The 11,811-nt window shown below is 70.4% G+C and carries 12 protein-coding genes; 10 read left to right on the forward strand and 2 right to left on the reverse strand.

The features are described 5' to 3' along the window. The first annotated feature begins 8 nt into the window (after positions 1-8). From G6N23_RS06700 to G6N23_RS06740, 9 genes are all read left to right on the forward strand, one after another. Entirely contained in the window at positions 9-2,807 is a 2,799-nt protein-coding gene (locus tag G6N23_RS06700; protein ID WP_407938364.1) for an AAA family ATPase, read from the forward strand. 120 nt (positions 2,808-2,927) lie between these two features. Further along, a complete protein-coding gene (locus G6N23_RS06705) occupies positions 2,928-3,671 on the forward strand; it encodes an SDR family oxidoreductase (protein ID WP_085262092.1) in 744 nt (247 codons plus the stop codon). Further along, positions 3,668-4,399, forward strand: a complete 732-nt coding sequence (locus G6N23_RS06710; RefSeq protein ID WP_085262093.1) for an SDR family NAD(P)-dependent oxidoreductase — start codon at positions 3,668-3,670, stop codon at positions 4,397-4,399. Before G6N23_RS06705 ends, G6N23_RS06710 begins: the two co-directional genes overlap by 4 nt. A 16-nt stretch (positions 4,400-4,415) precedes the next feature. After that, entirely contained in the window at positions 4,416-5,072 is a 657-nt protein-coding gene (locus tag G6N23_RS06715; protein WP_085262094.1) for a nitroreductase, read from the forward strand. 101 nt (positions 5,073-5,173) lie between these two features. Further along, positions 5,174-6,004: a GNAT family N-acetyltransferase gene (locus G6N23_RS06720; protein WP_095173943.1), complete on the forward strand. Its 831-nt coding sequence runs from the start codon at positions 5,174-5,176 to the stop codon at positions 6,002-6,004. Next, positions 6,001-6,819, forward strand: coding sequence for a lysophospholipid acyltransferase family protein (locus G6N23_RS06725; protein ID WP_085262096.1), 819 nt, complete (start codon positions 6,001-6,003; stop codon positions 6,817-6,819). Before G6N23_RS06720 ends, G6N23_RS06725 begins: the two co-directional genes overlap by 4 nt. Before the next feature lie 62 nt (positions 6,820-6,881). Then, positions 6,882-8,066 carry a cysteine desulfurase family protein gene (locus G6N23_RS06730; protein ID WP_085262097.1) on the forward strand — a complete coding sequence of 395 codons (1,185 nt, stop codon included), beginning with the start codon at positions 6,882-6,884 and terminating at the stop codon, positions 8,064-8,066. Continuing rightward, positions 8,063-9,145 carry a tRNA 2-thiouridine(34) synthase MnmA gene (mnmA, locus tag G6N23_RS06735; RefSeq protein WP_085262098.1) on the forward strand — a complete coding sequence of 361 codons (1,083 nt, stop codon included), beginning with the start codon at positions 8,063-8,065 and terminating at the stop codon, positions 9,143-9,145. Before G6N23_RS06730 ends, mnmA begins: the two co-directional genes overlap by 4 nt. Positions 9,146-9,168: 23 nt before the next feature. Then, positions 9,169-9,630 (forward strand): VOC family protein, encoded by a 462-nt coding sequence (locus G6N23_RS06740; protein ID WP_085262099.1) that lies wholly within the window; start codon positions 9,169-9,171, stop codon positions 9,628-9,630. A gap of 22 nt (positions 9,631-9,652) precedes the next feature. On the opposite strand, the gene G6N23_RS06745 is transcribed toward G6N23_RS06740, so the two are convergent. Beyond that, positions 9,653-10,282 carry a sensor domain-containing protein gene (locus tag G6N23_RS06745; protein WP_085262100.1) on the reverse strand — a complete coding sequence of 210 codons (630 nt, stop codon included), beginning with the start codon at positions 10,280-10,282 and terminating at the stop codon, positions 9,653-9,655. A gap of 56 nt (positions 10,283-10,338) precedes the next feature. Between G6N23_RS06745 and G6N23_RS06750 the strand changes: the two genes are divergently transcribed. After that, positions 10,339-11,352, forward strand: coding sequence for a methionine synthase (locus G6N23_RS06750; RefSeq protein WP_095174219.1), 1,014 nt, complete (start codon positions 10,339-10,341; stop codon positions 11,350-11,352). 43 nt (positions 11,353-11,395) lie between these two features. Here the strand turns inward: G6N23_RS06750 and G6N23_RS06755 are convergent, their stop codons facing one another. Further along, positions 11,396-11,791, reverse strand: a complete 396-nt coding sequence (locus G6N23_RS06755; RefSeq protein ID WP_085262102.1) for an MmcQ/YjbR family DNA-binding protein — start codon at positions 11,789-11,791, stop codon at positions 11,396-11,398. Positions 11,792-11,811 lie beyond the last annotated feature (20 nt).

Genomic DNA, 11,811 nt, shown 5'->3' on the forward strand with positions numbered 1-11,811 from the left:
TCTTCTGCGTGAGCAGACGCAAAAGCCCCCGCACGACTGACGTGCCGGGGGCTTTCGCGTCTGCCCGCGAGCCGGCCGGCCTGCGTGGTCGGGACGTCGAATGCGGCCACCTGCGGGAACTGCTTGCCGCGGCCCGAACCGGCCACAGTCAGGTGCTGGTCCTGCGCGGCGAGGCCGGGATCGGCAAGACGGCGCTGCTGGACTACCTGGTCGAATCCGCTCGGGGTTTCCACGTGGTCCGGGCGGCAGGCGTGGAATCCGATATGGAACTCGCGTTCGCCGGGCTGCAACAGCTGTGCGCGCCGCTGGCCGAGAGCCTGGACCAGCTGCCCGACCCGCAGCGCACCGCGTTGGACATCGCCTTCGGTGTGAGCACCGGATCCACCCCCGACCGGTTTCTGGTCGGACTGGCGGTGCTCGGGCTGCTGGCCGCGAAGGCCGGCCGGCAACCGGTCCTCTGCCTCATCGACGATGCCCAGTGGTTGGACCGGGTCTCGGCTCAGACCTTGGGGTTCGTGGCGCGTCGGCTGCTGGCCGAACCCATCGCGCTGGTGTGCGCGCTGCGCCACCCCGTCGACGGCCTGACCGGGCTGCCGAAACTCATGCTGCGCGGCCTGCCCGACACCGAGGCACGTGCCCTGCTGGAATCGGCGTTGCCGGGCCGGATCGATCCCCAGGTCGCCGACCGGATCGTCGCCGAGACCCATGGCAACCCGCTGGCACTGCTCGAGCTGCCGCGGGGGCTGTCCGCGTCCGAGCTGGCCGGCGGCTACTACCGGCCGGACGTGGTGCCGGTGGCGGGTCAGATCGAACGCCACTACCTGGGCAGGATCGGCGTGCTGCCCGACGAGACCCAACGGCTCATGCTGGTGGCCGCCGCGGAGCCGGTGGGTGATGTGACGCTGCTGTTGGGGGCGGCCCGGGAGCTGGGCCTGCCTGCCGCGGCGATGGCCCCGGCCGAGGAGGCGGGCCTGATCGAAGTCGGTGCACGGGTCCGGTTCCGCCATCCGCTGGTGCGCTCGGCCATCTACCGCGCTGCGAACCTCGAGGACCGCCGGGAGGCGCACCGCGCCTTGGCGCAGGCCACCGACCCGGCGCACGACCCCGACCGGCGCGCCTGGCATCGTGCTCACGCCGCGGCGGCCGCCGACGAATCGGTCGCCGCGGAGCTGGAACGCTCCGCCGACCGGGCGGCGCTGCGTGGCGGGACCGCTGCCGCGGCAGCGTTTTTGGCTCGCGCCACCGAACTCACCCCCGATGCGACGCGGCGAGGGTCCCGCGCGCTCAATGCCGCCGAGGCCAAGCGCGCCGTGGGCGAAATCGATGCCGCCGGTGAGCTGCTGGCCATCGCCGAGCTGGCGCCGTTGGACGAGCTGCAGCGCGCCCGGCTGGCCCGGATGCGGGCGCAATTGGGTTTCACCCAGGGGAGGGGCAGCGGGCACGCCCGCGCCATTCTCGATTCGGTCCACCAGTTCTTCAGTGCGGCAAGCCATTTGGAATCGCTTGATCCGGTAATGGCGCAGGAGACGTTGTTGGAGGCGGTCAGCGCCGCGATGTACGCTGGCCGGGCGTTCGGGGAACACGTACGCAACCACACCGCGGCGGTACTGGCGGCCGGCTCGCCGGGGGACTCGGGACGTCCGGCTGATCTGTTGTTGCGGGCGCTGACCACCCGAATCAGCGCGGGCCCGCGGGCCGGTGTGGCGCCGCTGCGTGCGGCGATCACCGCGCTCACCCCGGACACCTGGTCTTGGCAAGCGTTTCCGGCCGGATACGAGGCCGCCGTGCACGACCTGTGGGATGACGAGTCCTGGTATCGGATCGCGAACGACGCGGTGCGGGTTGCGACCGACAGCGGTGCGCTGGGCATGCTGCCCACCGCGTTGGCAACCCGGGCCGGCGTTCACGTGCAGGCGGGTGAATTCAGCGCGGCACGGGCGCTGATCGCCGATGCCGACGCGTTGACCGCAGCGGCCGGTCAGACGCCGGTGCGCTACCACGCGTTGGCGCTGGCCGCGTGGACGGGCGATGAAGCCGAGGCGCGCGTGCTGATCGACACCGCCGAACGCAGCGGAGCCGCCCGCGGGGAGGGCCGGATCATCGCCCTGATCGGCTACGCCGCCGCGGTGTTGTACAACGGGCTGGGCCGTTACCAGTCGGCGGTTGAGGCGCTGCGCCGAACGGGCGGTTATGAAGATCTCGGCATCTACGGATGGAACCTGGTCGAACTGGTGGAGTCCGGCGTTCGTGCCGGCGAGCCATCGCTGGCCGCGCACGCGCTGACGCAGCTCGAGGAACGAACCACGGTGAGCGGAACGGACTGGGGCCTCGGCGTGCTGGCCCGGTCGCGGGCGCTGCTGGGCAAGGGGTCGATCGTCGAGGACCACTACGTCGAGGCCGTTGAGCGGCTGGGTCGAACCCGGATCGCCGTGGAGTTGGCGCGCGCGCACCTGGTGTACGGGGAATGGCTTCGTCGGGAGAAGCGGCGCGGCGATGCCCGCACGCAGCTGCGCACGGCGCATGAGATGTTCACCGGATTCGGGGCGCAGGCGTTCGCGCAGCGCACCCGCCGCGAACTGCAGGCGCTCGGGGAGAAGGTCAGCGGCCGGGCCGTGGCCGGCGGTGACGTGATGACACCGCAGGAGCAGCAGATCGCCGAGTTGGCCGGTGCCGGCTTGACCAATGTCGAGATCGGGGCGCAGCTGTTCATCAGCGCCCACACCGTCGAATGGCACCTGCGCAAGGTCTTCGCCAAGCTGGGCATCCGCTCGCGCCGGGAGCTGCGCGACACCGCCGTCGGCCGCTGAGCCGGGTCCCGACCCCGGGGTCGCGCGCTCAGACTACGGATTTTCCGGGGTTTCCCCACGGGCGGTGCGGTGCCAGTGTCGAGGTATCGAAACTGTGTTTACCGAGAGGATGTGTCGAGGATGAAGATCACTGTGATAGGTGCCAGCGGGCAGATCGGCACCAAGGTCGTCGAGCTGCTGCGCGCTGCCGGCCACGAGACGGTGGCGGCCGCCCGCAACTCGGGTGTCGATGTGCTTACCGGCAATGGCCTGGCCGAAGCGCTGTCGGGTGCCGACGTGCTGGTCGACGTGGTCAACTCGCCGGACTTCGCCGACGGCCCGGTGCTGGAGTTCTTCACCAAGTCCGCCACCAACCTGGTGGCCGCGGCCAAGGCCGCCGACGTCGGCAACTACGTCGCGCTGTCCATCGTCAACTGCGACGGCCTGCCCGACAGCGGCTATATGCGCGCCAAGGTCGCGCAAGAACGCATCATCGCCGAGTCCGGACTGCCTTACACGATCGTCCGCGCCACCCAGTTTCACGAGTTCGCCGACGCCATCACCGCGTCGCTGACCGTCAACGGCGAAGTCCGGGTGCCCGAAGGTCTGATCCAGCCGATCGCCGGCGCCGACGTGGCCGCCGAGGTGGCCCGCGCCGCCCAGGCAGCCCCGGTCGACGGGATCGTCAACGTCGGCGGTCCGGAGAAGATGACCTTCGCCGACATGGCGGGCCTGGCGTTGGCCCACCGCGGGGAGAACCTCCCGATCGTCGTCGACCCGGCGGCGGTCTACTTCGGCACCAAGGTCGGCGACACCGGCCTGGTCACCGGCGACGACGCGACGCTGACGTCCACCCGCCTGGCCGATTGGCTGGCGAACCAGTGAACGAGCTGACCGGCCAGACCGCGTTGGTGACCGGCGGGACCGCGGGCATCGGGCTCGAGTCCGCGCGGCTGCTGGCGCGACACGGCGCCCAGGTGATCATCACCGGCCGCTCGACGCAGCGTGGCGCCGCCGCGGTCGCCGAACTCGGTGCCGGGGTGCGATTCGTGGCCGCCGATCTTGCCGACCTCGATTCGGTGAGATCGTTGGTGCGGCAATGCGGCGACGGCGGCGTCGACATCGTGGTCAACAACGCCGCCAGTTTCCCCGGCGCGCTGACCGTGGAGCAGGACGTGGCGTCGTTCGAGTCGACGTTCGACACCAACGTGCGCGGCGCCTATTTCCTGGTCGCAGCCTTGGCGCCGGGGATGATGCGTCGTGGTCGCGGCAGCATCGTCAACGTCACCAGCATGGTCGCCTTCAAGGGCGTTGCCGGTGCGTCGAGCTACAGCGCCTCCAAAGCCGCATTGGAGTCGCTGACGCGTACCTGGGCCGCCGAGTTCGGCCCGCGCGGCGTCCGGGTCAACAGCGTTGCGCCGGGGCCGACCGCCACCGAGGGAGTGGTCGCCGAATGGGGGGACGTCAACGACGAGCTGGGCCGGGCCCTTCCGCTCGGGCGCACCGCACAGGCCACCGAGATCGCCGAAGCCGTGCTGTTCCTCGCCTCGCCGCGGTCCAGCTTCATCACCGGATCGACCCTGCACGCCGACGGCGGCGGAGCAGCGGCCTGAGCAGATCGGAAGGACGATGTCCGCGTTCGACGACGTGGTCAACCAGCGGCATTCATCGCGAATGTTCCTGCCCGACAAGCCCGTCCCGGTTGAACTGCTGAACGAGGCGCTCGCACTGGCGATGCGGGCACCGTCGAATTCCAATATCCAGCCCTGGCGCCTGTTTCTGGCGACCGGCGCACGCCGAGAGAGCCTGGTCGCGGCGCTGTCTGCCGAGGCGCGCGCCAATCGGCCCAAAGTGATCGGGGGACTTCCCGAGTCGCACAACCGGTTACGCCAGCAGCTTGGCGCACTGGTGTACGGGGCGATGGGCATCGCTCGCGACGACCGCGACGGCCGATGGAACGCCCAGCTCCGCAACTGGGAGTTCTTCCGTGCGCCGGTGGCCGGGATCGGGTGTATGCACCGGGATTTGGGATTCGCCGACGCGGTCGGTGTCGGAGGGTTTCTGCAGACCCTGCTGTTGGCCCTGACCGAACGAGGCGTGGACAGCTGCGTGCAGGTCTCCACGGCCATGTATCCCGACATCGTGCGCGAACAGCTCGAGATCCCCGACGAATTCCGGATCCTGTGCGGGGTTTGTATCGGATACGCCGACCCCGCCTTTCCGGCCAACAGCCTGCATATCCCACGCAACCCCGTCGGTGAGAACGTGGTGTTTCTCGACACCTGAGCCGTCATACGGGTGGTGCGCACAATTCGTCACCGAGCGTGCACCCACATGTCATGCGGTGATTGCCTTGTCGTCGCGTGATTGCGCGACCGTGCTTGAGTGTGAGCACTGGTTCTGTCCTCATCGCCCCCGACCCCACCACCCCCGCCCCTGGCAACGACACCCCGCGCTACTCGCTACTGGTATCCACCGACCCCGCCCTCATCGAAGCCGCTCAGCGGCTGCGCTACGAGGTGTTCAGCACCGAGCCGGGATTCACCCTGACGCACAGTGCCGACGGACGAGACGCCGACCGATTCGACGAATACTGCGACCACCTACTGGTGCGCGACGACACCTCCGGAGCGCTGGTCGGCTGCTACCGGATGCTTCCTCCCACCGGGGCCATCGCCGCCGGAGGTCTTTACAGCGCAAGCGAATTCGACATCACCGAACTGGATCCGCTGCGGCCGTCGCTGGTCGAGATGGGCCGGGCGGTGGTACGCCCGGGACACCGCAACGGTGCCGTCGTGCTACTGATGTGGGCCGGAATCCTGGCCTACCTGGACCGCTACCGGTACGACTACATCACCGGCTGTGTGTCGGTGCCGGTGCGCGGCCAGGGTGCCCCCGGCAGTCAGATCCGCGGCGTACGAGACTTCGTGCGGCGCCGGCACGCCTCACCGCACCGGGTGATGCCGTATCGGCCGGTGGTGCTCGACGGTAAGAGCCTCGAGGAGATCGCGCCGCCGGCCCGCCCGGTGTTGCCGCCGCTGCTGCGCGGCTACCTGCGCCTGGGCGCGCGGATCTGCGGCGAACCGGCCCACGATCCCGCCTTCGGGGTGGGCGACTTCCCGGCACTGCTGTGCCGAAGCGACGCCGATGCGCGCTACCTGCACCGCCTGCGTTCGGTGTCGGCGGTGTCGGCCGCAGACCGTTCCGTCGAAGCGTGACCGGGGCCGTCGCCCATGCCTGGGCGCCCCGGGCATTCTGCACGCCGGCATGCGTGCACGGCGGCGCCGAGCGGGTGTCCCCGGCGATGGTGGCGCTGCGGCTGGCCCTGGTGGTGCTGTTGATGCCGGTGTTGCCGTTGCTGGCGGTGCCGCTACCGGGCCGGCTCCGGTTCCAGCGCGGCTGCTGCCGAGTGGTGTTGCGGTGCTTCGGCGTGCGAGTGAGCACGACGGGCGGGCCGGTACGCAACCTGCGGGGCATGCTGGTGGTCGGCGCGCACACGTCCTGGCTGGACGTGTTCGTCGTCGGTGCGGTGTCCCCGGGGACGTTCGTGGCGCGTGCCGACCTGATCCGCTGGCCCGGCATCGGAGCGCTGGCCCGCCTCATGCGGATCATCCCGATCGACCGCGACAGCCTGCGCGGGCTGCCGGCGGTGGTCGAGGCAGTGGCGGCCAGGCTGGGCGAAGGCCGCACCGTGGTGGTGTTTCCAGAAGGCACCACCTGGTGTGGGCGCGCCCACGGCCGGTTCTATCCGGCGATGTTCCAGGCGGCTGTGGACGCGGCGCGGCCGGTGCAGCCGCTGCAGATCACTTACCACCATGAGGACGGATCGCGCTCGACCCTGCCGGCCTTCGTCGGCGATGACACCCTGGTGGCCTCGATGCGGCGCTTGATCACCGCAAGGTCCACCGTGGCACGGGTGCACGTCGCGTCCCTGCAGCTGCCGGGGGCAGATCGGCGGGAACTGGCCGCCCGCTGCCAGGCGGCGGTGGGATGCCGGGCCCGGCCGAGCAGCCGGGCCTGCATCTTCTGTTGACTACCCCGGATGCCTGCCGCCGCGCCGGGCCGACTCCACGTGCCCGGTATTCTGGGCGGGTCATGGTCTATCTGGATCACGCAGCCACCACCCCGATGTACCCCGAGGCCATCGAGGCGATGACGGCCGTGATGGGCACCGTCGGCAATGCCTCGTCGCTGCACACCGCCGGCCGCAGCGCACGCCGCCGGATGGAGGAGTCCCGGGAGTCCATCGCCGCACAGCTGGGCGCACGCCCGTCCGAGGTGGTGTTCACCGCCGGCGGCACCGACGGCGACAACCTGGCGATCAAGGGCATCTACTGGGCCCGTCGCGACGCCGAGCCGCGCCGGCGGCGGATCATCACCACCGAGATCGAACACCATGCCGTGCTGGACGCGGTCGGCTGGCTCGCCGACCACGAGGACGCCGAGATCACCTGGCTGCCCACCGATGCCGACGGTTCGGTGTCGGCGGCCGCGCTGCGCGAGGAATTGGATGCCGGCCGTGCTGACGATGTCGCGCTGATATCGGTGATGTGGGCCAACAACGAGGTCGGCACCGTGCTGCCGATCGCCGAACTAGCCGCACTCGCAGCTGAATTCGGGGTGCCCATGCATTCCGACGCGGTGCAGGCGGTCGGGCAGTTACCGGTCGACTTCGCGGCGAGCGGGCTGTCTGCGCTGAGCCTGACCGCCCACAAGTTCGGTGGGCCATGCGGTGTCGGTGCGCTGCTGGTACGCCGCGATGTGACCTGTGTTCCGCTCCTGCATGGCGGCGGCCAGGAGCGTGACATACGTTCGGGCACACCGGATGTCGCCGGTGCGGTCGGGATGGCGACCGCCCTGCAGATCGCGGTTGGGTCGTGCGAGGTCACCGCCGACCGGGTGGCGGGCATGCGTGACCGGCTGATCGACGGTGTGCTCGCGGCGATCGACGACGCCTGCGTCAACGGGTCGCGCACCGACCGGCTGCCGGGCAACGCGCACTTCACCTTCGCCGGCTGCGAGGGTGACTCACTGCTGATGTTGTTGGACGCCAACGGTATCGAATGCTCGACCGGTTCGGCCTGCACCGCCGGCGTGGCGCGGCCGTCGCACGTTTTGACCGCGATGGGCGCCGACCCGGTGGCCGCACGGGGTTCGTTGCGCCTGTCGTTGGGACACACCAGCGTCGACGACGACGTGGATGCGGTTCTGGCGGTGCTGCCCGGAGCTGTGGAGCGGGCCCGCCACGCGATGCTGGCCGCAGCCGGGGTGTTGCGATGAAGGTCGTCGCCGCGATGAGCGGCGGGGTGGACTCCTCGGTGGCGGCCGCCCGCATGGTCGATGCCGGGCACGACGTGGTCGGTGTGCACCTGGCGCTGTCCCGCAACCCGGGCACGCTGCGCACCGGCTCGCGGGGGTGCTGCTCGCGGGAGGACTCCGACGACGCCCGCCGGGTCGCCGACGTGCTGGGCATCCCGTTCTATGTGTGGGACTTCTCCGAGCAGTTTCAAGCAGAGGTGATCGACGACTTCGTCGAGTCCTATGCCCGCGGTGAGACCCCGAACCCGTGCGTGCGGTGCAACGAGAAGATCAAGTTCTCCGCGGTGGCCGCCCGCGCCCTGGCGCTCGGCTTCGACATGGTGGCCACCGGCCACTACGCCCGGCTCCAGGACGGTCGGCTGCGCCGCGCGGTGGACGCGGACAAAGACCAGTCCTACGTGCTGGCGGTGCTGACCGCCGAACAACTGAGCCACGCGGCGTTCCCGGTCGGCGACACCCCCAAGTCACAGATCCGTGCCGAAGCCGCCGAACGCGGCCTGGCGGTGGCGAGCAAGCCCGACAGTCACGACATCTGCTTCATCCCGACCGGTGACACCCGCACCTTCCTGGGCAGCCACATCGGGGTGCGGCCCGGTGCCGTCGTCGACGGCGGCGGGACGGTGCTGGCCGAACACGACGGGGTGCATGGCTTCACCATCGGCCAGCGCAAGGGCCTGGGCATCGCCGGACCCGGCCCGGACGGGCAACCGCGGTATGTGACCGGCATCGATGCCACCACGGGCACCGTCACCGTCGGCGCGGCCGGGGACCTGAACGTGCTGGCGCTGACCGGGCGCGCGCCGGTGTTCACCTCGGGAAGCGCCTGGAGCGGTCCCGTCGAGTGCGAGGTGCAGGTGCGCGCCCACGGCGAGACGGTCGGCGCGGTGGCCGAACTCATCGGCGAGGAGCTGCACGTGCGGCTGCGTGAGCCGCTGCGCGGTGTGGCCCGCGGCCAGACCCTGGCCTGCTACCGCCCGGATCCCGACGGCGACGAAGTGATCGCCAGCGCGACGATCTCGGACACCTCGGCTCGGCCGTAACCCAGCACGCGGGGGAAGTGAGCATGGCGGACTGGCCCGAAGAGTTGAGCTCGATCGGCGCGCTCCGATTTGCTCGAAGGTCATCCAACTTCACTGCGGCGGTTGCGTTTTACCGCGACTTGGTCGGACTACCGCTGTATTCGACGTTCACCGGAAGCTACGGCAGCAACGGTGCGATATTCGGCTTGCCGGGGGCCGCACTCACCCTTGAAATCGTCGAAGCCGCGCACGGCGTCGCGGTGGACACACATGAACAGCTGTGCCTCTATTTCCCCGACGAGACAGCACGGGGCGCGGCGACGAGGCGTCTTCGGGCCGCAGGTGTCGTGCCGGTCGAGTCCCACCCATATTGGGCGGCGACCGGGGCCGAAACGTATCGCGACCCGGACGGCCGCGAGGTTGTTTTCGCGCCCTTCGTGTTCGGAGTCAACGAGCCCGAGGTCGGTGGCGTCTCCGGTTCGCATTGGGTCAGGCGCGACGACTGAGACGTAGCGGCCTGACCGATCCCTAGCCGGGAATCCCGGCCGCCATGTTGACCAACACCAGGTCGGCGATCGACTCCGAGAAGCCGCAGTGGGTGACCTCCAGCAGGACCACCGACTTGAGCCGGTAGGAGCGCCCGCAAGCGCCGGCACGGGTGTGCAGGGACTGCTCGTCGGCAGCCCACTCGCCGACCAATCCCGGGCCGGCGGAGCTGTCGGCGCACTCGGCGACCGTGGCCTGCAGCGCGTCGAGGGCATACCGCGCGGATTCGCCGTCGGGGTAGACGGCGGCGCCCTCGGAGACCATCGCGGCCTTGGGCGGGTACTGGTAGGTGGTCTTGTGGAAACGTGTCGGCCCGCCCCCGAACACTGCGGTCTCGGCGAAGATGAACCGGCACGGTGGCGGGATGGTCGCGGCGAGCTCGTCGATGTCCGCCGGCGCGCTGGAATCCATGGTGGGGATGATCGTCAGCTGATCGTCGGCGCCGACGACGGCCCGCATCCGGGGTGTGTCGAGCATGATCCGGCCGAGGTCGACGGCGTCGTCGGGCGCCGGCGGCGCCAGCGGCGGCAGCGCCGTCCCGCCGACCAGCCGGGTGCAGCCCACCACCGCGGCCGCCACCGCCCAGAGCGGTACCAGCCGCGACGTCTTCACCCATCGAAGGCTAGCCCGCCGTGGCCGGGGCCATGTCACTTCAATACGGTTGCCCGGTGACTGCTTTCGCCACCGGGACCGGACTGGGGTCGTGGCCGGGTACCTCCGCGCGGGCGGCGGCCGAGGTGGTGGTCGGTGAGCTGGGCGGCAGCCTGGCCCATCTGGTCGAGCTGCCGGGCCGCGGAGTGGGCGCGGACATGATCGGTCGTGCCGGTGCGCTGCTGGTCGACATCGCCATCGACACCGCCCCGCGCGGGTACCGGCTGGCGGCCCGCCCGGGCGCGGTGAGCCGGCGCGCGGTGAGCTTGTTCGCCGAGGACACCGACGCCCTCGAAGAGGCCTGGGAGATCGCCGGCCTGCGGGGGAGTGGACGGCCGGTCAAGGTGCAGGCACCGGGGCCACTGACCCTGGCCGCCGAGTTGGAGCTGGCCAACGGCCACCGCGCCATCGCCGACCCCGGTGCGGTGCGGGATCTGGCCGCGTCGCTGGCCGAGGGACTGAAGACGCATCGGGCCGACCTGTCGCGGCGGCTCGACACCCCGGTGATCGTGCAGCTCGACGAGCCGTCCCTGGCCGCCGCGGTCGCCGGCCGGCTGGCCGGGGTCACAGCGTTGAGCCCGGTGCCCGCCGTCGACGAAGCGGTGGCCACTGCGCTGTTCGACGGCTGCGTCGAAACGATCGAAGGAGAGGTTCTGGTGCACAGTTGTGCATCGGACCTTCCGTGGAACGTGTTGCAACGCAGCGCTATCACGGCGCTGGCGCTGGACTGCACCGCGTTGGACTCGGGCGACTACGACCAGATCGGTGCATTCATCGAATCCGGCCGCACCGTGGTGATGGGGCTGGTGCCGGCGGTTGCGCCGGCGCGGAGCTCGTCGATGGAGGAACTCGCGGCTGCTGCGGCCGCCATCACCGACCGGATCGGGTTCGCGCGCTCGGTGCTGGTCGAGCAGGTCGGGATCAGCCCGGTCTGCGGGATGGCCGGTGCCACTGCCGGCTGGGCGCGCACCGCGGCAGGGCTGGTGCGCAGGGTCGGTGAGGCGCTGGCCGGCGACCCCGAGGCGATATAACGGCGATCGGGCGGCTGCAGGCCCGGCTCAAGGATGCCGAGCGTCAGGACCCGTCCAGACGCCGGATCAACCGCTGCGGCGCGGTCAGCCGAAACGACGCGTCGACCAGTTCGCCGACTTCATCCCAATCCACTGCGGCCGCACCGAAATCCAGCCCTAGCCAGCCGGAGGGCCCCAGGTACATCGGATAGAAGAACCGCGGATCCTGTTCCAGCGCCCGTCGCTCGGACTCCTCGACCTTGACCAGCAGCGCATGGGGGTAGCGCACCATCGCGCCGGTGGTCTTGCTGCTGCCGCCGTAGACCGCGAACATCTTGGGGGTGCAGAACACCGGACGGCCGTGAGAGATCTTCTCGAACGCCTCGGGAAGGCCCAGCGCGATGCGCCGCAACTCCGCCAGTCCAGGGTCGTCGTCGCGGTACATGATCGGGTGCGGCATGCCGCCAGGGTAGTCAGCGG

Source organism: Mycolicibacter terrae (assembly GCF_010727125.1).
GTDB lineage: Bacteria > Actinomycetota > Actinomycetes > Mycobacteriales > Mycobacteriaceae > Mycobacterium > Mycobacterium terrae.